Origin of the sequence: Aeromicrobium erythreum (genome assembly GCF_001509405.1) — a bacterium.
GTDB lineage: Bacteria > Actinomycetota > Actinomycetes > Propionibacteriales > Nocardioidaceae > Aeromicrobium > Aeromicrobium erythreum.
In genome coordinates this window covers 2,714,122-2,735,950 of the sequence record NZ_CP011502.1, presented here as the reverse complement: position 1 = coordinate 2,735,950, position 21,829 = coordinate 2,714,122, and the positions used below count along the sequence as shown (strand labels likewise).

The following is a 21,829-nucleotide window of genomic DNA, read 5'->3' as shown; positions in this document are numbered from 1 at the left end:
GAAACCAGTCCGGATCGGGATAGATTCGCGCATCTCCCTCGTTATGTAGGGTGAGGTCACATCGACCTCCTCAGAAGTGCTGAGTACTGATTCCCTGGAGGGAACCATGCAGAGCAACAACCCCGTGTTCAACCGATCCGAGGGGTTCAACGGCCGTGGTGCGGCCACGACCCGCTCGGCAGATCCGTCACAGTGGAAGATCGACCTCGACGGCTCGGCCTCGCAGCCCAGCCCGACCCACACCACGGGCCGCGGCACGGGCTTCATGACCATCGAGTCCACGGTCGAGAAGACCGCGCTCACGCTCGGTGTCGTCGTCGCCACGGCCGCAGCGGCCTGGTTCCTCATCGGCGACATCTCCACCGACCAGGCTGCGGTGCAGAAGGCGTTCGGCTTCGCGTTCGCCGGCGCGATCGTCGGCTTCGGCCTCTCGCTGGTCAACTCGTTCAAGAAGATCATCAGCCCGGCGCTCGTCCTCGCGTACGCCGCCGCCGAGGGTGTCTTCGTCGGCGCCTTCTCCAAGGTCGTCTCCGGCTACGTCGGCGACCCGACGATCGTGTTCCAGGCCGTCCTGGCCACCATGGTCGCCTTCTTCGCCACGCTCGGTGCCTACAAGTTCTTCAACATCCAGGTCACCGACAAGTTCCGCAAGGTCGTCACGATCTCCATGTTCGCCTTCGTCGGCGTCATGCTGGTCAACTTCGTCCTCAGCATCACGGGCGTCCTCGAGTCGGGCGGCCTGCGCGGCATGACCGGCCTCGGCCTCGTCGTCTCGGCGATCGCCGTCGTGCTGGCCGTCTTCATGCTGATCATGGACTTCGACTTCGTCGAGCGCGGCGTCGAGGCCGGTCTCCCGGAGCGCGAGTCCTGGCGTGCGGCCTTCGGCCTCACGGTCACGCTGGTCTGGCTCTACATCGAGATCCTGCGCATCCTCGCCATCCTGCGCGGACAGGACTGACACCCGCAGCACCCGACCGACGGCCGGTCACCCCTCGGGGTGGCCGGCCGTCGGCGTTCCCGCGGTCGACCAGCGATCACGCTGGTCGAGTGCCGCCACGAGCGCCAGCGAGGGGAGGTGTATCGAGACCACTCTGGGCTGTCGCTGGGGGGCGGTTCGCGCTGGGCGGTTGCGGGGTGGTCTCGATACGCAGGGACTTCGCAAGCTCGTCCCTGCTACTCGACCAGCGGAACCTGCCGCTGGTCGAGTGCCTCCACGAGCGCTAGCGAGGGGAGGTGTATCGAGACCACTCTGGGCTGTCGCTGGGGGCTGGGTCGCGCTGAGCTCTTGCCGGGTGGTCTCGATACGTCCGAGCCTCGCAAGCTCGCTCGGACTACTCGACCAGCGAGAACCTCCGCTGGTCGAGTGCCTCCACGAGCGCTAGCGAGGGGAGGTGTATCGAGACCACTCTGAGCTGTCGCTGGGGGTCGGTTCGCGCTGGGCGGTTGCGGGGTGGTCTCGATACGCAGGGACTTCGCAAGCTCGTCCCTGCTACTCGACCAGCGGAACCTGCCGCTGGTCGAGTGCCTCCACGAGCGCTAGCGAGGGGAGGTGTATCGAGACCACTCTGGGCTGTCGCTGGGGGCTGGGTCGCGCTGAGCTCTTGCCGGGTGGTCTCGATACGTCCGAGCCTCGCAAGCTCGCTCGGACTACTCGACCAGCGAGAACCTACGCTGGTCGAGTGCCTTCACGAGCGCTAGCGAGGGGAGGTGTATCGAGACCACTCTGAGCTGTCGCTGGGGGTTGGGTTGCGCTGAGCCGTTGCCGGGTGGTCTCGATACGCGGCCACGGCGCTCCTTCGTCGCGCGTGCCGCTACTCGACCAGCGGAACGCTGCGCTGGTCGAGTGCCTCCACGAGCGCCAGCGAGGGGAGGTGTATCGAGACCACTCCAAGCGGTCGCTGGGAGCCGGTTCGCGCTGGGCCGTTGCCGGGTGGTCTCGATACGCAGGGACCTCGCAAGCTCGTCCCTGCTACTCGACCAGCGGAACGTGCCGCTGGTCGAGTAGTCGACGCCGCGACGAAGGAGCTGGCGGAGGCGTATCGAGACCACTCCACGCCGACGCTGGGAGCCGGTTCGCGCTGGGCTGTTGCCGGGTGGTCTCGATACGCAGGGACCTCGCAAGCTCGTCCCTGCTACTCGACCAGCGGAATCCTTTGCTGGTCGAGTAGTCGACGCTGCGACGGAGGAGCTGGCGGAGACGTATCGAGACCACTCCACGCCGACGCTGGGAGCCGGTTCGCGCTGGGCTGTTGCCGGGTGGTCTCGATACGCAGCACGACGCTCCTTCGTCGCGCGTGCCGCTACTCGACCAGCGGAACGCTGCGCTGGTCGAGTGCCTCCACGAGCGCCAGCGAGGGGAGGCGTATCGAGACCACTCCAAGCGGTCGCTGGGGGTCGGTTCGCGCTGGGCCGTTGCCGGGTGGTCTCGATACGCAGGGACTTCGCAAGCTCGTCCCTGCTACTCGACCAGCGGAACCTGCCGCTGGTCGAGTGCCTCCACGAGCGCCAGCGAGGGGGCGTATCGAGACCACTCCAGGCGGTCGCTGGGGGTCAGCGGCGGCGGAGGATGCGGGCCCAGCGGCCGTCGCGGGTGACCTCGGTGCCCTCGCGCTCGCCGGCGCGCTCCGCGGCGTCGGTGAGCGACATCGTGCCGGGGGAGCCGCCGAAGTGGGCGACGGCGAAGTCGCGGTCGCGCTCGCGCCAGGCCGCGGCGAGCGACGGCACCAGCACCGACACCATGTTGGCGTAGCCCGTCTCCGACGGGTGGAAGCGGTCCTCGCCGAACATCACGTCGTACTTCTCGGTGAACAGGACGCCCAGCAGACTGCCCAGCGAGACCGCGCGACCACCGGCCCGCACCACGGCGACCGTCTGCTTGCGGGCGAGCGCACGGCTCTTGCGGCGGGCGATCCAGCGCAGCGGCTGCGGGATCGGGCGCACCGTCCCGAGGTCGGGACACGTGCCCACGACCACCTGCGCGCCACCGTCGACCAGGCGCCGCACGGCCGAGCCGAGCAGCCGTGTCGACTGGTACGCGGGCACGCGGTGGGTCACGTCGTTCGTGCCGATGATGATCACGACGAGGTCGGGGTCGAAGTCGCCGGCCGCCTCGATCTGGTCGCGCAGGTCCGACGTCACAGCACCGACCACGGCCTCGGAGCGGATCTCGACCTGCGCGTCGAGGACGTGCGCCAGACCGATGCCGAGCATCGCCGGCGGGGTCGCGTCGGCACGGCTCATGCCGTACCCGACGGCGGCCGAGTCGCCCAGCACCAGGCAGCGGACGGGATCGCGGGGGAGGTCCTCGCCGTACACGCCGTCGGCGCGCGGGGGCCGGGCGTCGGTGACGCCGATCGCCCGCTTGGCGACGACGATCTCGCCGAAGACGACGCCCCAGTAGCCGGCGACGGCGGCGAGCCCTCCGACCGCGACCTGGGACGCGATCTTGTTCGGGGCTCTCACGTCGCCATGCTAGAGGTCCGCGCGACGGCGGGCGCCCCCAGGCGCCGCCCGACGGGGGTGTGGGTGCTCACACCTACGATGAGCCGCGTGAGCGTCACCCTCCCGAACTTCCGCGACGTGGGCGGCGTGGTCGGCCACGACGGCGCCACCGTGCGCACCGGTCTGCTGCTGCGCAGCGGCGTCCCCGAGCCCACCGACACCGTGCCCGACGGCACGCCCTGGCCGCCCGCCCTCGTCGTCGACCTGCGCTCCTCGATGGAGCACGGCGGGCCGCACCCGCTCGCGCCCCTTGGCCCGCGGGTCGTCACCCTGTCGCTGCTGTCGTCGCTCGCTCCCGGCTGGCACGAGGACACGCCGACGCTGACGCACCTCTACGGCAAGGTCCTCGACACCGCGGGCCCGTTGCTCGTCCAGCTGGTCGACGAGGTCGCGAGCACGGCGGCCGAGGGCGGAGCGTCCCTGGTGCACTGCGCGGCAGGCAAGGACCGCACCGGCATCTCCGTGGCCCTGCTGCTGCGGCTGCTTGGCGTCCCGCGCGACGACGTCGCCGCCGACTACATGCTGACCGAGCACGCCACCGCCGCGATCGACGCGCGGCTGCGCGCCCCGGGCTCGGACCACCCGCCGGTGCCTGCGGCCTTCCTCACCGTGCCGCGCGAGGCGATCGAGCACGTCCTCGACCGCTGGCAGCAGCACCCCGGCGGTGTCGACGCGTGGTTCGCCGCGGTGGGTGGCGACGCCGGCACCGTCGAGCGGTTGCGCACCGCGTTCCTCGCCTGAGGCGGGCGTCCCGAGCTCAGGACTCTGCGAGGCGCGCGATCGTCTTGCCGGTCAGCCGGTACGCCAGCCACTCCTCCTGCGGCACGGCCTCCAGCGACTCGTAGAACCGGATCGCGGGGGAGTTCCAGCGCAGCACGTCCCACTCCACGCGCGAGTAGCCACGCTCGGTCGCGATCCGCGCGAGCGCGGTGAGCAGGCCACGTCCGATGCCGCTGCCGCGCCGGGTGGGCCGCACGTAGAGGTCCTCGAGGTGGATGCCGGGCACGCCGTCCCAGGTCGAGAACGTCCGGTACCAGAGGGCGAAGCCGACGACCCGGCCCTCTCCGGACTGCGCGACGAGGGCGTGGGCCGGCGGGTCGGCACCGAACAGCGCCTCGTAGAGCTGCACCGACGTCATCCGTGCCTGGTCGACGGCCTTCTCGTAGTCGGCGAGCTCACGCACCATGGCGACGATGTCGGCCACGTCCTCGGGGCGGGCCTCCCGCACTCCGGGCGGCATCAGCAACGTCGTCACGCGACGAGCGTAGGGCCGAAAGACCCAGGCCGTGCGGTGAACGAGTCGCGAGGGTTGCCTCGTGCGGGCGGCGTGCCCTACGCTCATTTCGGATACCGACGGTATCTGGACTCGAGAGGACGCAGCGCATGACCCACTACAGCCACAAGGTCGCCGTCGTGACGGGGGCCGCCTCCGGCATCGGGCGTGCGCTCGCGGTCGAGCTCGGCCGACGCGGCGCCACGGTCGCCGTCTGCGACGTCGACGCCGCCGGACTGGCCGAGACGCAGCGCCTCGTGGAGGCCACCGGCGCGCGCGTGCGCGGCGACCTCGTCGACGTCGCCGAGCGTGAGCGCGTCGAGGAGTACGCCCGCGACGTCGTCGCCGACCTCGGTCGCGTGAACCTGGTCTTCAACAACGCAGGCATCGCCTACTCCGGCACCGTCGAGGAGATGTCGTACAAGGACGTCGAGAAGATCATGGACGTCGACTTCTGGGGCGTCGTCCACGGCACGAAGGCCTTCCTGCCGCACCTCGTGGAGTCCGGCGACGGTCACGTCGTCAACATCTCCAGCATCTTCGGCATGTTCTCGATGCCGTCGCAGAGCGCCTACAACGCCGCCAAGTTCGCGGTGCGCGGGTTCACCGAGTCGCTGCGCCAGGAGATGGCGCTGGCCCAGCGACCGGTCAAGGTCACGTGCGTGCACCCCGGCGGCATCGCCACGAACATCGCCCGCAACGCCGACCAGGCCGAGGGGCGCGACCACGACGAGCTCGCGCGGTCCTTCGACAAGGTGGCCCGCACGTCGCCGGAGAAGGCGGCGCAGGTCATCCTCGCGGGCGTGGAGAAGGGCAAGGCGCGCGTGCTCGTGGGCGCCGACGCCCACGTCCTCGACCTCTCGGTGCGACTGCTCGGCTCGCGCTACCAGAGCGTGTTCGCGGCCGCCGGGCGCCGACTCGGCCTCTGACGTGCAGCGCCCCCGCCACCAGGGGTGACGGGGGCGCTGTGCGCGGATGGGATCAGCCCTGCGTGATCTCGATCCGGGTCGGCTCGGTGCCGGCGAACACACCGGCCACGCGGACCGACAGGATGCCGGCGTCGTAGGAGGCGCTAATGGCGTCGGCCGTGACGTGGCCGGGGAGCCCGAAGGTGCGCTCGAACGAGCCGTAGCGGATCTCGCTGATCCGGCGGCTGTTCTCGCCGTCCTCCTCGGTGCGCTGGTCGCGACGCTCGCCCTTGACGACCAGGCGTCCGCCGGTCACCTCGACGGAGACGTCGTTCGAGACGTCGATGCCGGGAAGCTCGAGCCGCACGACGACGTCGTCGCCGTCACGGACGGTCTCGACGGCGGGCGTGAAGTCGAGGCGGGCTGCCGAGCCCTGGGTCGGGCTGAACGCGCTGCGGACCAGCGAGTCGAACTCGGCGAAGGGGTCACGGCGGGTGAAGACGGAGACGTTGCTCATGATGGTCCTCCTGGTGGGTCGTTCGGTCCGGCCACCGCGACCGGACATCCAGTTCAACTTGAGTCTAGTCGACTCAATTCCCCTGACAAGGACCGTGTGCGTTCGCCGATGGCGAACGACGGTCAGGGCAACGTCGGGACGTCGTCGAGCGGCACGCCGGCGGCCTCCGCGACCTCGCGGTAGTCGCGGGCGAGGGAGTCGATCGTCGCGTGCGCGTTGAGTCCGCTGGGGTTGGGCACGACCCAGAGCTCGGCCCCCTCGAGGTCGTGCGCCTGGCGGCCGAGCCGGGCCCGCCGGTCGGCGAACGCGACCCGGTAGCTCGTGACGCCGGCCACGGCGACCACCCGCGGACCGTGCGCGCGGACGGCAGCGGTGACGCGCTCACGACCGGCGCGCACCTCCTCGTCGTCCAGCTCGTCGGCCCGTGCCGTGGGTCGGGGCGAGAGGTTGGTGATCCCGACGCCCCGCTCGACGAGGACGGGCGCCGCCAGCTCGGGCGTCCTCGCCGCCTCGGGCAGGACACCGGCGCGGCGCAGGGCTGGGTAGAAGCGGTTGCCCGGGTGCGCGAAGTGGTACCCGGTGCGGGCGGTCAGCGGACTGGGGTTGATGCCGACCAGCAGCAGGCGCATGCCCGGGCCGGCGAGGTCGGCCACCTCGGGCAGGTCGTCGAGCGACTCGCTCACGACGCGACGGCCACCGGGGCCTCGACCTCGGCGGCGCGCTGCTCGGCGCGCGAGCGCAGCCCCATCACGGCCGCCGCCGTGCAGGCGACGGCGACCGTGACCATGAACGGCGCGAAGATCGTCCGCGGGGTCCAGATCGTGGCGGCCCAGCCGGCGAGCACCGTCGGCACGGCCATGGCGCTGTAGGCGAGCACGTAGAACGCCGACATGACCTCCCCACGGTGGGCCGACGGCACGTGCTGGGTCAGGTGGCGCAGCGACCCGCCGAACGCGAGGCCGAAGAACAGGCCGACGAGCGTCGAGGCCGCGGCGATGCCCCAGGCATGGCCCCATGCGACCGCGGGCACGCAGAGCACGAGGGAGGCGGCGGTGCCGAAGTCGCCGACGATGGCGCTCGTGCGGGCGGGCCAGCGCGCCCCGACCGCCTGGCTGAGGGCCGACGCCGCGGCCGACGCGGCGACGACCGCCCCGCCGAACAGCACCGACGTGGCACCGATGGCCTCCGACGCGATCCGCGGGTAGAGCGACAGGAGCACGCCCAGCACCGACCACGACGCCATCACGCCCAGGGCCGAGAACCGGAAGTGCGCGGCGATCTCGCGCGGGACGCGAGGCCGTGCCACGTGCAGGCGGACGGCGCGCTCCTCCGTGTGCGGCTCGCGCATGACGAGCAGCCCCAGCAGGAGCACTGCGACGATGCCGGCGAGGATCGCGTAGGGCAGCACCGTGGGAGCGGGCCCACGGTCGACGATGAGCGACACGGCGACGAGCACGACCGCGATGCCGCTGTTGAACACGACGCCGGTGATCCGGCCGGTGCGGTCGCCCTCGTCGGGCCGCAGGTCGAGCAGGGCGGCCGAGGCGACGACCACCACCGCACCGACGCCCAGGCCGTGCAGGATGCGGGCGCCCAGCAGCCACACCACGGAGTCGGCCGCCATGAACAGGCCGAGGCCGGCGAGGATCAGCAGCGCGGCGACCATGAGCACCGGACGTCGGCCGTAGCGGTCGGAGATCGACCCGGTGACGAGCACGGCAGCGAGCGCTGCGACGGCGTAGACCGCGAACACGATGGTCGTCGTGAGCGGCGCGAAGCCCCACTCCTGCGCGTAGAGCGCGTAGAGGGGCGCGGGCGCACCGGAGACGCCGAGCGAGACGGCGACGAGGGCCAGGAGCATGCCGAACGCCCACCGCTGGACGGGCCGGGTGGTGGTCATGGGTCTCCTCGGAGCAGGTCGACGGCGGGCGGGCGGCCGACGCGTCGGGCCCGAACGGCGACAACGTCGACGCAGGTCGTTGCATTCCCGAACCAGTGGGCCGTCGTGCGGAGTCCCTCCTAGACGGGGCGCTCGCTCGCGCGGGACGCGCGCCGGGCCTCGACGCCCGCGTCGGAGCAGAATCCCCGACCGTGCCGCTTCAGGCACAGCAGCCCGACGAGGGCGCCTGCGGCGTCGACGACGGCGAGCCGGCGCGACCGGGACTGCTCGAGGAGCTCGCGGGCCTCGTCCAGCGTGGTGCCGACCCGCACGGTGCGACCCTCCAGCCGGGCATGGACGAGGGCAGGCTGGTCGTTCCTGGCGTCGTCCGGGACGTCGCCCTCCACGATCACGCCGCGCAGCAGCGCCCCCTCGACGACGAGGATCGCGTGCAGGTGGTCGTCGCCGAGCACCTCACGGGCGTCGCCGACGGTCAGGCTCATCGGCCACGACTTCGGCCGGCGCAGCATCGCGTCCTCGACGACGGGGGAGGGGCGCCCGACGGCTGCGGTCACGTCAGACCCCGTCAAGGGCTGGGGCAGGTGTCGACAGGTGTGGCACGGTCCCTCCCTCGACTCGGGTACCCCCATCTCATCCCATCTGCGCGCGCATCACATCTCGACGAGGCGATCGCGCCCAGTCGGGCATGCGCCGATCCTCGTGAGCACAGGCCGTCAGCGGCGGATCCAGTGCGACGCCTGCAGGAACACGATGGTCGGGAACGCGACCACGATGGCGCCGAGCCAGGCGTTCTCGCCGAGGAAGAAGGAGACGACGAACAGGACCAGCAGCAGGACGGACGCGACGTCGGCGCGGTTCGGGCGGTCGGGGCTCATGGCCATGTTCTACACCGACCGGCGTCGGATCGGAACGTCCGTCCCACTCCTCAGCGCAGCCGGTGGCGCTCGTGGGGAGGGAGATCGTCGATCCACCGCTGGAGCGCCCGCAGGCCGAGACGGGCCCCGACGAGCAGGATGGCCGTGACCAGCAGGTGGAGCGTGACGAGGCCCGCGACGACACCGATCAGGATGGACAGCCACCCGGCGGTGGTGACGACCCCGGCCCACAGGGCGACGGCGACGACCAGCTCGACCGCGAGGGCCAGGACGCCCTCGCGCACCGCTGCCCGGTCCCGCATCGACTCACAGCCCGTCGCTCGTGTGCAAGGCGGCGGTGAAGACCAGGGCGACGGTGGTGAGCGCGAGCACGAGGGTCAGGGCGAGGAGCAGGAAGCCGTTCGCCGCACGTCGCCCGAGCGCGGCGTCGAGGACCCGGTACGCAGCCAGGCCGGCCACGAAGGTGGCGAGCACGCCGAGGAGGATCAGGATGCCGATGTCCACGGCGCGAGCGTAGGGCAGGCGCTCGCCGTCGCGGTGCAGAAACGACGAGGTCCCGCCACGCGTGGGCGTGACGGGACCTCGCTCCGGCAGCTCTCAGGCGTACGAGACGCCCGTGGCGTGCAGCGGGCAGTAGCCGAACGGGTTCTTCGCGAGGTACTGCTGGTGCAGCTCCTCGGCGTAGTAGTAGTCCTGCAGCGGCTGGATGGCCGTGGTGATGCGGCCGTAGCCGGCCTTGGTCATCTGCTCCTGGTAGCGCTCGCGCGACTCCTCGGCCTGGCGCTGCTGCTCCTCGCTCGTGGTGAGCAGGACGGAGCGGTACTGGGTGCCGCGGTCGTTGCCCTGACGCATCCCCTGCGTGGGGTCGTGGTTCTCCCAGAACACCTTGAGCAGGTCGGCGTAGCTCACCTTCGCGGGGTCGAACACGATGCGCACGACCTCGGCGTGACCGGTGCGGCCGGTGCACACCTCCTCGTAGGTGGGGTTCGGGGTCAGGCCGCCGGCGTAGCCGACCGACGTCGACCAGACACCGGGAACCTCCCAGAACGTCTTCTCCTCGCCCCAGAAGCAGCCTAGCCCGACGACCGCGACCTCGAAGCCGTCCGGCACGACGCCGGAGTCGAGCGGGGTCTCGATCGGGGTGCCGAGCACACGGTGCGTGGTGCCGACGGCGAACGGACGCTCGGAGCGTCCGGGCAGGGCGTTTTGCGCGTCGGGGAGCTCGGTCTTGCGGGTTCCGAAGATCATCGGATCACTCTCCTTGGGTCCACCGGGGTCAACGACACTGCGCGGCTGGCTGTTCCCGCTAGTGTCGGTCCTGTGACGGGAGCATGCAGGTGAGCACGCGGCCGGAGATCCCTGTCGGCGTGGAGATCGCGACGGCGTGGGCGTGGCGTCTCCTCGTCCTCGGCGTCGCCGGCTACGCGCTCTACTGGCTGCTGAGCTTCTTCTCCGAGGTGACCGTCCCCATCGCGGTGGCGCTGCTCGGCACGGCGCTCACGATCGGTGCCGTCGACTGGCTCGACCGTCGCGGGCTGCCGCGTCTCCTGGCCACGGCGATCGTCGTCCTCGTCATGCTCGGCGGGTTCTTCGGGCTGCTCACTCTGGTCGGGCAGCAGCTGTCGACCCAGTTCTACGACCTCAAGGCGCAGGTCATCGCGGGCATCGCCCAGGTGCAGGACTGGGCCCAGAACGGACCCCTCGGGCTGAGCGAGACCCAGCTCGACCGCTACGTCGACCAGGTCGAGGACGCCATCCGCACCTTCGGGGAGCGGGCCGCGGTCGACCAGCTGGCCGCCGTGGGCACCACGCTGACGCACTTCGTCGCCGGCTTCTTCATCGCGCTGTTCGCGTCGTTCTTCTTCCTCTACGAGGGCAACCGCATCTGGGCGTTCGCCGTCGCGCTCTTCCCGCGGTCGGCGCGTGCGAAGGTGCACAGCTCCGGCGAGACGGCCTGGGCCAGCCTCACCAGCTTCGTCCGAGCCACCGTGCTGGTCGCCCTCACCGACGCCATCGGCATCGCGGTCTCCGCGTGGCTGCTCGGTGTGCCGCTGGCGTTCGCCATCGGTGTCCTCGTCTTCCTCGGCGCGTTCGTCCCGATCGTCGGAGCGCTCGTGTCCGGCATGGTCGCCGTGCTCGTGGCGCTGGTGGCGCAGGGCCCGATCGTCGCGCTGATCATGCTGGCCGCGGTGGTGGCGGTGCAGCAGTTCGAGTCGCACGTGCTGCAGCCGTTCCTCATGGGCCGCTTCGTCGCGGTGCACCCGCTGGCGATCATCATCGCCATCGCCGCCGGCATCACCGTGTCCGGCATCGTCGGCGCGCTGGTGGCCGTGCCGCTCGTCGCCTGCCTGAACGGCATCGTGCGCCACCTCGTCGAGGAGTCGGGCACACCCGTCGCCGACGACGGACTCCCCGAGGACGACCCGCCCGAGGTCAGGGCCGAGCAGGCCTGACGCCTGCCGTCGCCTGTCGGGGGACCGGACGTGAGCGCCTAGGCTGACGTCATGGTCGACCTGAGGGACGTCGAGGCCGCGCGCGACCTGCTCGCGCCGGTGGTGGAGCGCACGCCGATGGCGCACTCGCGGTGGCTCAGCCAGCGGGTGGGCACCGACGTGCACCTCAAGTGCGAGAACCTGCAGCGCACCGGATCGTTCAAAATTCGCGGCGCCTACGTGCGCATCGCCGGACTGTCCGACGCGGAGCGTGCCCGTGGCGTCGTCGCGGCGAGCGCCGGCAACCACGCGCAGGGCGTCGCCCTGGCGGCGCAGCTCCTCGGCACCCGCGCCACGATCTTCATGCCTGACGGCGCGGCCCTGCCGAAGGTGGCCGCGACCCGCGGCTACGGGGCCGACGTCGAGTTCGCCGGCACGGGCGTCACCGAGGCGCTGGTGCACGCCAAGGCGTTCGCCGAGCGCACGGGTGCCGTGCTGATCCACCCCTTCGACCACGAGGACGTGCTCGCCGGCCAGGGCACCGTCGGGCTCGAGATCATCGAGCAGCTGCCGGAGGTCAGCACCGTCCTCGTGCCGCTCGGGGGCGGGGGACTCGCCGCGGGCATCGCGCTGCTGCGCGAGCGCCGACCCGACGTGTCGGTCGTCGGCGTGCAGGCGGCCGACGCCGCCGCCTACCCGGGCTCGCTCGCCGAGGGCCACCCGGTCGCGGGCGTGATGGGCCCGACGATGGCCGACGGGATCGCCGTCGCCGAGCCGGGGCTCATCCCCTTCGAGGTGATCGCCAAGGAGCTCGACGACGTCGTCACCGTCAGCGAGGACGCGATGAGCGCCGCGCTCATCGGCCTGCTCGAGCGCGCCAAGATGCTGGTCGAGCCGTCCGGCGCCGCAGGCGTGGCGGCGCTGCTCGACGACCCCGACCGGTTCGCCGGCCCCGTCGTGCCGGTCCTGTCGGGCGGCAACATCGACGCCCTGCTCCTGCTCGACGTCATCCGGCACGGTCTCGCGGCAGCGGGCCGGTTCATGCAGCTGCGGGTCAGGTTCTCCGACCGTCCTGGCGAGCTCATGCGCCTGCTGACCGACCTGGCGGCGCTGCAGGTGAACGTGCTCGACGTCGCGCACGACCGGGCGGCGGATTCCCTCGGCGTGCGCGAGGTCGAGGTGGCCGTGCAGGTCGCCACCCGCGGGCCCGACCACGCGGCCGGCGCGCTGCAGCGGCTCGCCGGGCTCGGGCACCGGCTCGTCTGAGCCCCGTCGTCGAACCCCGTCGTCAGGGACGCACGACGGGCAGGGTGCGGCGCAGCCAGGCGCGGTACTGCTCGTCGGTGTACCCGTAGTCGCGCACGAGGGTCGTGTACGTCTCCGCGGCCGACACCAGGTTGACCTGCACCGTCAGCGCCCACACCTCGGCCTCGTCGACGGGCGGGAGGATGCCGAGGTCGAGCATCCACCGGGTCGTGACCTCGAACGACTCACCCTTCAGGCGCACGAGCTCGGCGAGACCCTCGGCGACGACCGGCTCGAACTGCGCCGTCGCGCGCAGCGCGGTCCAGAGGTCGGCCGAGCGGGCGTGCCCGTCGGCGAGGAAGGCGATCATCCCTTCGAGACCCTCGTCGCGGTCGGTGAGAGCCAGGACGTCCTGGGCGGTCGAGGCGTCGAGCAGCGACACCCAGTCGCCCGTCCCGGCGTACCGGGTGCGGAACGCCTCCAGCAGCAGGTAGGCCTTGCTGCCCACCGCGACGACCGAGTCGACCGACACTCCGGCCTGCGCCGCGATGCTTGCGAGCGTCGTGCCCACGAAGCCGCGCTCGGCGAAGCCGGCCGCGGCCGCCTCGATCACCCGACGTCGCGTCTCGGCAGCGCGCCGGGCACGCAGGGGTGAGGAGTAGCCCCGTTTCCCCGCGTCGACGCTCATGCCCTGGAACCTACCCTCGCCGCCGAGGATGACGAAAGGCCGGCTCCACGACGGGAGCCGGCCTTCGGTCAGGTGCTCAGAACGGCTTGGCCTCGACGATCGAGACCGTCAGCGTCTTGCCGTTGGGCGCCTCGTAGGAGGCGTCGTCGCCCACCTTCTTGCCGAGGATGGCGGCGCCGAGCGGCGAGGTGGGGGAGTAGACGTCGAGGTCGACGGCGGAGTCGAGGCTGAGCAGCTCACGCGAGCCGAGCAGGAAGCGCTCGACCTCGTCGTCACCGGCGAAGGTGACACCCACGACCATGCCGGCCTCGACGATGCCGTCGTCGGCCGGCTTCTCGCCGACCTCGGCGCGACGCAGCATGTCCTCGAGCTGCTGGATGCGGGCGTTGGCCTTGCCCTGCTCCTCGCGGGCGGCGTGGTACCCGCCGTTCTCCTTGAGGTCGCCCTCGTCGCGTGCGGCCGCGATCTTCTCGGTGATGTCGGGCATGACGACCTCCTTGAGGTTCGCCAGCTCGCCCTTCAACCGGTCGTACGCCTCCTGGGTGACCCAGATGGTCTCGGTGCTGGACTGCGACATGATGCAACCTCCTGGCGACATGCAGGTGAAGACAAGCGGAACCCCAGGCGTCGAGCCCGGGGTTGAACGACCACCCTAGCAGTCAGTCCAAGACTTGGCACGTCCTCACGACGGCGGTGACCGCCTCGCGCTCGGTGGTGATCGGCACCGTCACACGGGTGCGCTCGCGCCGGCCGGCGGGGACGTCGATGGTCCGCTCGCCGACGACGGAGTGGTCGAGCGCCTGCGCGTAGAGCGTGCAGCGAGCGGCCACGGGGTCGGGCCGACGCACGTCGAGCGTGGCCACCACCCGGGTGGGCGACTCGACCGTGTACCCGTGGATCTCGCCGGAGACCGGGTCGGTGTCGAGCGCGACCCACGCCGCCCACGCGACGCCGACGAGCACACCGACGGCCGCGACCGTGGGCCACAGCCAGCGGCCGCGGGTGCGTCGGCCGTAGCGTGCGTCGAGGGTGCTCACCCCTCGATTGTTCCAGGCGCCCCCACGGCGCCGGGTGCCGCCGTCGTCGCTCCAACGACGGGCCCCGCGCCGCATCGTGCTCCGTCCGATGGAAGACTGGCCGGGTGACCGAGAAGCTGCGCCTCATGCACGTGCACGCGCACCCCGACGACGAGTCGAGCAAGGGTGCGGCGTCGACCGCCCGCTACGTCGCCGAAGGGATCGACGTGCACGTCGTCACCTGCACGGGTGGCGAGCGCGGCAGCATCTTGAACCCGCAGTTCAAGCACCCGGGCATCGAGGACAACCCCGAGCTCATCACGGAGATCCGTCGCGAGGAGATGGACCGTGCGCGCGAGATCCTCGGCGTGAAGCAGGACTGGCTCGGCTTCGTCGACTCGGGGTGGCCCGAGGGCGACCCGAAGCCGCCCCTGCCGGAGGGCTGCTTCGGGCTGGTCCCGGTCGAGGAGGCGGCGGTCCCGCTGGTGCGCCTGGTGCGCTCGTTCCGTCCGCACGTGCTCACGACGTACGACGAGAACGGCGGCTATCCCCACCCCGACCACATCAAGTGCCACGAGATCAGCGTCTTCGCCTACGAGAAGGCGGCCGACCCGACCTGGCACCCCGAGCTCGGCGAGGCCTGGCAGGTCAGCAAGCTGTACTACCACCTCGGTTGGAACTGGCAGAAGCTCACGGCCATCTCCGAGGCGCTCGAGCGGCACGGCCTGGAGAACCCGTACGCGGAGCGGATGAAGGAGTGGGAGCGCAAGCCCGAGGACGAGGCCCGGCTCACCACGCGGGTCGAGTGCGCCGAGTACTTCCCGGTGCGCGACGCCGCACTGCTCGCCCACGCCACGCAGATCGACCCGGACGGCTGGTTCTTCTCGGTCCCCAACGAGGTGCAGGCCGAGGCGTGGCCCACGGAGGACTACCAGCTCGTCGACTCCAAGGTCGAGACGACGGTGCCGGAGGACGACCTCTTCGCCGGACTGCGCTGACGTCGCCGGCGCCGCTGCCCCGTAGGATGACGGCATGAACGAGCTCGTGACGTACCTGGTGACGGCCGAGCGGCCGCGTGGTCTCGACCCGAACATCGTGCGTCCCGGCTGGCTCGCCCTCGGGATCGTCGCGCTGCTCGCCGTGGCCGTGTTCTTCCTGGCCAAGTCGTTCGCGAAGCACACCAAGCGTGCGGCGCAGCCCTGGGAGGGCGACGCCGACGAGACGACGTCGTCGACCTCGCGCGGCCGCTCGACGGACGAGGGCCCGGTCAGCCGAGACTGACGCGCGGCCGGCCGGCGCGCACGAGAGCGCGTGCGCCGACGGCGATGACGACGAGGCACAGCCCGATCAGGGCGACGAACGGCAGGCTCGGCTGGTCGGCCGTCACCGAGCCTTGGTCCTCGTTCGCGAAGCTGACGACCGTACCGACGGCCAGAGCGGTGGCGTAGGTGGCCGCGGTCGCGGCATCCACCACGACTCCCGCAGCCCAAGGCTGCCCCGTCGCCGCCGCGCACACGACCCACGCGATCCCGGTCGTGACGCCCGCCGCCACGAGCACACCAGCGAGGAAGACGGCGTGCTGCCCGACTCCGATCGGGTCCTGGAAGGCGTAGGCGAAGAAGAACGCCACGGGGAGCAGGATGCCCCCGAGGACGACGGACAGCGCCGCCGCTCCCACAGTCGTCGACCAGACCTGGGTGGGTGTCATGGGCGAACGGTACCGGGACGAGGCGGATCATCGACCGCTCTGGGCGCTGGCGATCGAACGCTTCTGCGTTGATGCCGGGATCCCGTAGCAAACGCAGCATCCTCGACCCTCCCGCGTCGCCGCCCCTCACCCGCGTCGCGCGCGAGGTGGGCGCGTGCCTGGCAGGGTTGAGGTGTGCCGAACCGACTCAGCGCCGCGACCAGCCCGTACCTGCTGCAGCACGCCGACAATCCCGTCGACTGGTGGGAGTGGGGGGAGGAGGCGCTCGCGCTCGCCGCGTCGCTCGACCGCCCGATCCTGCTGAGCGTCGGCTACGCCGCGTGCCACTGGTGCCACGTGATGGCGCACGAGTCGTTCGAGGACCCGGCGACGGCGCAGTTCATGAACGACCACTTCGTGAACGTGAAGGTCGACCGCGAGGAGCGGCCCGACGTCGACGCGGTGTACATGCGCGCCACGCAGGCCATGACCGGCCAGGGTGGCTGGCCCATGACGGTCGTGCTGGCGCCGTCGGGCGAGCCGTTCTTCGCCGGCACCTACTTCCCGCCGGAGCCGCGCCAGGGGCACCCGGCGTTCACGCAGGTGCTGCAGGCCCTGGCCGACGCGTGGGAGAACCGCCGCGACGAGGTGATGCAGGTGGGTGCCGACGTGCTCGCGCACCTGCGTGAGACCGTCGACGCGGGTGGCTCGGCCCTGGACGCCGAGACGCTCGACGCCGCGCAGGCGGTGCTGTCGAGCCAGCACGACGACGAGGCAGGCGGCTACGCCGGCAGCCCCAAGTTCCCGCCGTCGATGGTGCTGGAGGCGTGCCTGCGTCACTGGGCGCGCACGGGGACCGAGCGCTCGCTGGAGATGGTGCGCACGACGTGCGAGGCGATGGCGCGCAGCGGCACGTACGACCAGCTCGGCGGCGGGTTCGCCCGCTACGGCGTCGACCGGTACTGGCAGGTGCCGCACTTCGAGAAGATGCTCTACGACAACGCGCAGCTGCTGCGGGTCTACCTCCACTGGTGGCGCGCCGAGCTGGCCTCCGGCGACGAGCGACGTCAGGGGTTCGCGCGCCGGGTGGCCGCCGAGACCGCCGGCTTCCTGCTCGCCGAGCTGGGCACGCCCGAGGGCGGCTTCGCGTCGGCGCTCGACGCCGACAGCGCCGACCCGAGCGGCGCGGTCCACGAGGGCGCCTACTACGCCTGGAACCCGAACCAGCTGATGCGGCTGCTCGGCGCCTCCGACGGCGCGTGGACGGCGCGGCTCCTCGGCGTCACGGGCGCGGGGACGTTCGAGCGCGGCTTCTCGACCCTGCAGCTGCTGGAGGACCCCGACGACCCGGACCGGTGGACGACGATCCGGGCGCGGCTGCTCGACGCGCGCTCCCAGCGGACCCGACCGGCGCGCGACGACAAGGTCGTGGCCGCGTGGAACGGCCTGGCCGTGATCGCCCTCGCCGAGGCGGGCGTGCTGCTGGAGGACGAGCGGTACACCGAGGCAGCCGTGCAGGCCGCGACCCTGTTGGCCGACGTGCACCTGCGCGACGGCGGCCACGTCCTGCGCGCGTCGCGCGACGGGGTCGCAGGTGAGCACGCCGGGGTCCTCGAGGACCACGCGACCGTCGCCGAGGCGTTCGTGGCGACTCTGGGTGTCACGGGCGACGCGGTCTGGCTGGAGCGGGCGCAGGTCGTGCTCGACCGCGTGCTCGACCACTTCGGCGCCCCCGACGGCGGCTTCTTCGACACCGCCGACGACGCCTCCGACCTCGTCGTGCGGCCGCAGGACGCCTCCGACAACGCCTACCCGTCCGGCACGTCGGCCGCGGCGCACGCCTTCGTCGCGCTGGCCGCCGTCACGGGCGAGCCGCGTTACCGCGAGGCCGCCGAGCGCGCGGTGCGCGCTGCGGCGCAGCTGGGGGAGAAGGTGCCCCGGTTCGCGGGCTGGACGCTGGCCGCGGCAGAGGCCCTGCTGGCGGGCCCGGACGAGATCGCCGTGGTCGGACCCGACGCCGGGGAGCGCGAGGTCGTGCACCGGGCCGCGCTGCTGCGCACGTCGCCGGCCGTGGTCGTGGCCGCGGAGACGGCGACGCCTGCCGTGCCGCTGCTCGCGGAGAGGGTCGCGGTCGACGGTCGGGCCACCGCCTACGTGTGCCGCGACCACGTGTGCGCGCTGCCCGTCACCGACCCGGCGGCGCTGCTGCCGTAGTGGCTGCGGCGGTCCGCGTCAACCCTTCTTCAGGTTCCGTGAACGACGCTACCGGTGGTCGGCGCCCACCCGTACGGTCGAGGCACGAGACGGATACGTAGCGCGGCCCGCACGGGCCACGCCGCGTCCTTGAGCTCCGGCGTCGGCCTGCCCCACCCCCGAGGGGCCCGGCGCCGGACCTGTGCCTCGAACCTCGGTGTTGAGGTGCTCCAGGGGAGTGGCACGGGCACGGGGCCGTCGGCGACGCCCTGCCGAGCGTCGCCGACGGTGCCCGCTGACGAGCCTCAGGCGGGGCCGACGTCGGTGATCGTCACGACGGCCTCGCCGGCCGCGTCGCTGGCGTCGAGGTCGACCTCAGCGGAGATGCCCCAGTCGCGGTGACCCTCGGGGTCGTCGAACGTCTGCCGCACCCGCCAGCGCCGTCCGTCCGGCCCGTGCGCGACGGTGATGTCGAGGAGCTTCGGGCCCCGCGCCTCGGGCCCGGTGCCGAGGTGGTCGTACTCGGCCCGGTAGGCGGTGAGCGCCTCGCGCCACGCGTCGGCGTCCCACCCGGCCTCGCCATCGAGGTCGCCGAGCGCGTCCCAGCGGCCGAGCGCCGCGAGCTCCACCCTCCGGAACAGCGCGTTGCGCACCAGCACCCGGAACGCGCGCTCGTTCGCCGTGACCGGACGGATCGTCTGCTCGCCGTCGGCCACCGCGTGCGCGCGGTCGAGGCTCTCGGGGTCGGCGGGGTTCACCAACGCCTCCCACTCGTCGAGCAGGCTCGAGTCGGTCTGGCGCACCAGCTCGCCGAGCCAGGCCGTCAGGTCGGTCAGCTCCTCCGTGCGCGCCGCCGCGGGGACCGTCCGCTCGAGCGCCTTGTATGCGTCGGACAGGTAGCGCAGCACCATGCCCTCCGACCGCGCGAGACCGTAGTCGGACACCAACTCGGAGAACGTCATGGCGCGCTCGGCCATCTCGCGCACGACCGACTTCGGTCGCAGCGGGTGGTCGGCCACCCACGGGTGACCCTGGCGGTAGGTCTCGTACGCCGCCTCCAGCAGGTCCTGCAGCGGCTTCGGGTGCTCGACCTCCTCGAGCAGCTCCATCCGTTCGTCGTACTCGACGCCGTCGGCCTTCATCTGCGCCACGGCCTCGCCCCGCGCCCGGTGCACCTGGGCGGCGATGATCGGGCGCGGGTCCTCCAACGTCGCCTCGATGACCGACACCACGTCGAGCGCGTACTCGGGCGACTCGACGTCGAGCAGCTCGAGCGTGGCCACCGCGAACGGCGAGAGGGGCTGGTTGAGCGCGAAGTCGCGCTGCAGGTCGACGGTGAGGCGCAGCGTGCGTCCCTGGTCGTCCGGAGCGTCGGTGCCTTCTGCCGCCCCGGGCCCGGCACCCCCGCCGATCCGCTCGACGACCCCGCCGGCCACCAGCGCCTCCACGATCTCGCGCACCCGACCCTGCAGCCGCTCGACCTCGTCGGGGCGCACCACGCTCTCCTCGATGAGGTGGTCGAGCGCAGCGACCGCGTCGCCCGGACGCTGCACGACGTCGAGCACCATCGCGTGGGTGATCTGCATGCGTGGGACGAGGGGCTCGGGCGTGCCGTTCACGAGCTTGTCGAACGTGGCCTCGTTCCACGACACGTGCCCCTCGGGCGCCTTCTTGCGCTGCACCTTGCGCAGCTTCTTCGGGTCGTCGCCGGCCTTCGCGATGGCCTTCGCGTTCTCGATGTCGTGCTCGGGCGCGAGCACCACCACGTGGCCGACGGTGTCGTACCCGGCGCGCCCGGCCCGGCCCGCGATCTGCGCGAACTCCCGCACCTGCAGCTGCCGCTGGCGTCGACCGTCGTACTTCGTCAGCCCGCTGAACAGCACCGTGCGGATCGGCACGTTGATGCCGACGCCGAGCGTGTCCGTGCCGCACACGACCTTGAGCAGACCCTGCTGCGCGAGCCGCTCCACCAGGCGTCGGTAGCGCGGCAGCATGCCCGCGTGGTGCACGCCGATACCCATGCGCACCAGGCGCGACAGGGTCTTCCCGAACGCCGACGTGAAGCGGAAGCTGCCGATCGCCTCGGCGATCTCGTCGCGCTCCGCCCGCGTCGCGAGGGCGACGCTGCTGAGCGCCTGCGCACGCTCCAGCGCTGACGCCTGCGTGAAGTGCACGATGTAGACGGGCGCCTGTCCGGTCTGCACGAGCTCGGTCACGACGTCCTGCACCGGCGAGATCACGTACTCGTTCACCAGGGGGACGGGCCGTTCTGACGACGCCACGAGCGCGGTGTCGCGACCGGTGCGGCGGGTGAGGTCCTCGCGCAACGCGGTGGTGTCGCCGAGCGTCGCCGACATCAGCAGCGCCTGCGCCCGCGGCAGCTCCACGAGCGGCACCTGCCAGGCCCATCCGCGGTCGGGGTCGGCGTAGAAGTGGAACTCGTCCATCACCACCAAGCCGATGTCGGCGGCGGCACCCTCGCGCAGCGCCAGGTTCGCCAGCACCTCCGCCGTCGCCACGACCACGGGCGCGTCGGCGTTGACGGAGGCGTCGCCCGTGAGCATGCCGACGTCCTCGGCGCCGAACACCTCGCAGAGGTCGAAGAACTTCTCGCTCACCAGCGCCTTGATCGGAGCCGTGTACACGGCGCACTCGCCACGGGCGAGGGCGCCCGCGATCGCCGCCGTCGCCACCAGGCTCTTGCCGGAGCCCGTCGGCGTGGCGAGCACGACGTTCGAGCCCGACAGCAGCTCGAGGACCGCTTCCTCCTGCGCCGGGTACATGCTCATCCCGCGCGCGTCGACCCACGCCTCGACGGCGTCGAACACGTCGTCGGGGGTGGCGGCGTCCGGGACGTGGAGCGCGGGGCTCACCGCTGCTGGTAGGCGAGCAGGCTCACGCCGATGTAGTGCACGATGAACGCGGCGATCGTGAGCGTGTGGAACACCTCGTGGAAGCCGTACCAGCGCGGGAACGGGTCGGGCCACTTGAAGCCGTAGACCAGCGCGCCCAGCGTGTACAGACCGCCGCCGACGATCATGAGGACCAGCACCGCGGTCGAGGCCTGGTCGACGAACTCACCCCAGTACAGCACCGCGGCCCAGCCGAGCAGCACGTACAGCGGCACGTAGATCCAGCGCGGCGCGCCCACCCAGAACACGCGGAACGCGACACCGAGCAGCGCCCCGCCCCACACGAGCGACAGCATGATCACGGCCTGCCGGGTGTCGAGCAGCAGCAGGCTGAACGGCGTGTACGAGCCGGCGATGAGCAGGAAGATGTTGGCGTGGTCGATGCGCTTCCACACGATGCGAGCCTCGTCGGACCAGGTGCGCGTGTGGTACAGCGCCGAGCAGCCGAACAGCAGCAGCGCGCTCACCATGAAGATCGCGACGCCGGCCCGCACGAGCGTGTCGTCGGCGATCACCATCATCACGAGGAAGGAGATGAAGGCGAGGGGTGCGGTCCCCGCGTGGAGCCAGCCGCGCAGCCTCGGCTTGATCTCCTCCAGGTTGTCCCGGATGCGGTCGGACACCTCGTCGGTCGTGGCTTCGAGATCGGTCCGTGGCATAGAGGGAAGAGTAGCCCCTCGGC

Annotated in this window: 24 protein-coding genes; 8 read left to right on the top strand and 16 right to left on the bottom strand. The window is 71.8% G+C overall.

The genetic code is table 11. The features are described 5' to 3' along the window. The first annotated feature begins 106 nt into the window (after positions 1-106). Positions 107-958, top strand: coding sequence for a Bax inhibitor-1/YccA family protein (locus Aeryth_RS12960; RefSeq protein ID WP_067859440.1), 852 nt, complete (start codon positions 107-109; stop codon positions 956-958). A gap of 1,592 nt (positions 959-2,550) precedes the next feature. Here the strand turns inward: Aeryth_RS12960 and Aeryth_RS12955 are convergent. Further along, a complete protein-coding gene (locus Aeryth_RS12955; protein ID WP_067859437.1) occupies positions 2,551-3,462 on the bottom strand; it encodes an SGNH/GDSL hydrolase family protein in 912 nt (303 codons plus the stop codon). An 87-nt stretch (positions 3,463-3,549) separates the two neighbouring features. Here Aeryth_RS12955 and Aeryth_RS12950 point away from each other — a divergent pair, with 87 nt between their 5' ends. Next, complete coding sequence (locus tag Aeryth_RS12950; protein WP_067859434.1) at positions 3,550-4,242, top strand: tyrosine-protein phosphatase; 693 nt, start codon at positions 3,550-3,552, stop codon at positions 4,240-4,242. A 16-nt stretch (positions 4,243-4,258) separates the two neighbouring features. On the opposite strand, the gene Aeryth_RS12945 is transcribed toward Aeryth_RS12950, so the two are convergent. Then, entirely contained in the window at positions 4,259-4,756 is a 498-nt protein-coding gene (locus Aeryth_RS12945; RefSeq protein WP_236749739.1) for a GNAT family N-acetyltransferase, read from the bottom strand. A 128-nt stretch (positions 4,757-4,884) separates the two neighbouring features. Here Aeryth_RS12945 and Aeryth_RS12940 point away from each other — a divergent pair, with 128 nt between their 5' ends. Further along, on the top strand, positions 4,885-5,703 hold the full coding sequence (locus Aeryth_RS12940) for an SDR family NAD(P)-dependent oxidoreductase (RefSeq protein ID WP_067859425.1): 819 nt from the start codon (positions 4,885-4,887) through the stop codon (positions 5,701-5,703). A 52-nt stretch (positions 5,704-5,755) separates the two neighbouring features. On the opposite strand, the gene Aeryth_RS12935 is transcribed toward Aeryth_RS12940, so the two are convergent. From Aeryth_RS12935 to msrA, 8 genes are all read right to left on the bottom strand, one after another. Beyond that, positions 5,756-6,199, bottom strand: a complete 444-nt coding sequence (locus Aeryth_RS12935) for an Hsp20/alpha crystallin family protein (RefSeq protein ID WP_067859422.1) — start codon at positions 6,197-6,199, stop codon at positions 5,756-5,758. Between the two features lie 122 nt (positions 6,200-6,321). Further along, complete coding sequence (locus Aeryth_RS12930; RefSeq protein ID WP_067859419.1) at positions 6,322-6,882, bottom strand: mismatch-specific DNA-glycosylase; 561 nt, start codon at positions 6,880-6,882, stop codon at positions 6,322-6,324. Continuing rightward, positions 6,879-8,099 carry an MFS transporter gene (locus Aeryth_RS12925; RefSeq protein ID WP_067859416.1) on the bottom strand — a complete coding sequence of 407 codons (1,221 nt, stop codon included), beginning with the start codon at positions 8,097-8,099 and terminating at the stop codon, positions 6,879-6,881. Before Aeryth_RS12925 ends, Aeryth_RS12930 begins: the two co-directional genes overlap by 4 nt. A gap of 119 nt (positions 8,100-8,218) precedes the next feature. Beyond that, positions 8,219-8,653 (bottom strand): CBS domain-containing protein, encoded by a 435-nt coding sequence (locus Aeryth_RS12920; RefSeq protein ID WP_067859413.1) that lies wholly within the window; start codon positions 8,651-8,653, stop codon positions 8,219-8,221. A gap of 159 nt (positions 8,654-8,812) precedes the next feature. Next, positions 8,813-8,974, bottom strand: coding sequence for a hypothetical protein (locus Aeryth_RS17975; protein WP_158509211.1), 162 nt, complete (start codon positions 8,972-8,974; stop codon positions 8,813-8,815). A 50-nt stretch (positions 8,975-9,024) separates the two neighbouring features. Then, positions 9,025-9,276, bottom strand: a complete 252-nt coding sequence (locus Aeryth_RS12915; RefSeq protein WP_144433777.1) for a hypothetical protein — start codon at positions 9,274-9,276, stop codon at positions 9,025-9,027. Between the two features lie 4 nt (positions 9,277-9,280). Next, complete coding sequence (locus tag Aeryth_RS12910; RefSeq protein ID WP_067859407.1) at positions 9,281-9,478, bottom strand: hypothetical protein; 198 nt, start codon at positions 9,476-9,478, stop codon at positions 9,281-9,283. Between the two features lie 93 nt (positions 9,479-9,571). Continuing rightward, complete coding sequence (gene msrA, locus Aeryth_RS12905; RefSeq protein WP_067859405.1) at positions 9,572-10,222, bottom strand: peptide-methionine (S)-S-oxide reductase MsrA; 651 nt, start codon at positions 10,220-10,222, stop codon at positions 9,572-9,574. 89 nt (positions 10,223-10,311) lie between these two features. Here msrA and Aeryth_RS12900 point away from each other — a divergent pair, with 89 nt between their 5' ends. Together Aeryth_RS12900 and ilvA are read left to right on the top strand one after the other, a co-directional pair. Beyond that, positions 10,312-11,427 carry an AI-2E family transporter gene (locus tag Aeryth_RS12900; RefSeq protein WP_067861780.1) on the top strand — a complete coding sequence of 372 codons (1,116 nt, stop codon included), beginning with the start codon at positions 10,312-10,314 and terminating at the stop codon, positions 11,425-11,427. 51 nt (positions 11,428-11,478) lie between these two features. Continuing rightward, entirely contained in the window at positions 11,479-12,672 is a 1,194-nt protein-coding gene (gene ilvA, locus Aeryth_RS12895; RefSeq protein ID WP_067859402.1) for a threonine ammonia-lyase, read from the top strand. Positions 12,673-12,694: 22 nt separating this feature from the next. On the opposite strand, the gene Aeryth_RS12890 is transcribed toward ilvA, so the two are convergent. From Aeryth_RS12890 to Aeryth_RS12880, 3 genes are all read right to left on the bottom strand, one after another. Continuing rightward, positions 12,695-13,339, bottom strand: coding sequence for a TetR/AcrR family transcriptional regulator (locus tag Aeryth_RS12890; RefSeq protein ID WP_144433776.1), 645 nt, complete (start codon positions 13,337-13,339; stop codon positions 12,695-12,697). A gap of 76 nt (positions 13,340-13,415) precedes the next feature. Beyond that, positions 13,416-13,916: a transcription elongation factor GreA gene (gene greA, locus Aeryth_RS12885; RefSeq protein WP_067859396.1), complete on the bottom strand. Its 501-nt coding sequence runs from the start codon at positions 13,914-13,916 to the stop codon at positions 13,416-13,418. Between the two features lie 82 nt (positions 13,917-13,998). Next, entirely contained in the window at positions 13,999-14,376 is a 378-nt protein-coding gene (locus tag Aeryth_RS12880; RefSeq protein WP_067859394.1) for a DUF4307 domain-containing protein, read from the bottom strand. Between the two features lie 104 nt (positions 14,377-14,480). On the opposite strand from Aeryth_RS12880, the gene mca reads away from it, so the two are divergent. Beyond that, positions 14,481-15,353 carry a mycothiol conjugate amidase Mca gene (gene mca, locus Aeryth_RS12875; protein ID WP_067859391.1) on the top strand — a complete coding sequence of 291 codons (873 nt, stop codon included), beginning with the start codon at positions 14,481-14,483 and terminating at the stop codon, positions 15,351-15,353. Between the two features lie 34 nt (positions 15,354-15,387). Continuing rightward, entirely contained in the window at positions 15,388-15,636 is a 249-nt protein-coding gene (locus Aeryth_RS12870; RefSeq protein WP_067859388.1) for a hypothetical protein, read from the top strand. On the opposite strand, the gene Aeryth_RS12865 is transcribed toward Aeryth_RS12870, so the two are convergent. After that, on the bottom strand, positions 15,623-16,063 hold the full coding sequence (locus tag Aeryth_RS12865) for a hypothetical protein (RefSeq protein WP_144433775.1): 441 nt from the start codon (positions 16,061-16,063) through the stop codon (positions 15,623-15,625). The genes Aeryth_RS12870 and Aeryth_RS12865 overlap by 14 nt on opposite strands. Before the next feature lie 174 nt (positions 16,064-16,237). Between Aeryth_RS12865 and Aeryth_RS12860 the strand changes: the two genes are divergently transcribed. Beyond that, the gene (locus Aeryth_RS12860) at positions 16,238-18,256 is read left to right on the top strand and encodes a thioredoxin domain-containing protein (protein WP_067859382.1); all 2,019 of its coding nucleotides are present in this window, start codon (positions 16,238-16,240) and stop codon (positions 18,254-18,256) included. Positions 18,257-18,540: 284 nt separating this feature from the next. Here the strand turns inward: Aeryth_RS12860 and Aeryth_RS12855 are convergent, their stop codons facing one another. Further along, the gene (locus Aeryth_RS12855) at positions 18,541-21,108 is read right to left on the bottom strand and encodes a DEAD/DEAH box helicase (RefSeq protein WP_067859379.1); all 2,568 of its coding nucleotides are present in this window, start codon (positions 21,106-21,108) and stop codon (positions 18,541-18,543) included. After that, positions 21,105-21,806, bottom strand: coding sequence for a PAQR family membrane homeostasis protein TrhA (gene trhA, locus Aeryth_RS12850; protein WP_083516439.1), 702 nt, complete (start codon positions 21,804-21,806; stop codon positions 21,105-21,107). The genes Aeryth_RS12855 and trhA overlap by 4 nt, the downstream gene beginning before the upstream one ends. Positions 21,807-21,829: the final 23 nt, after the last annotated feature.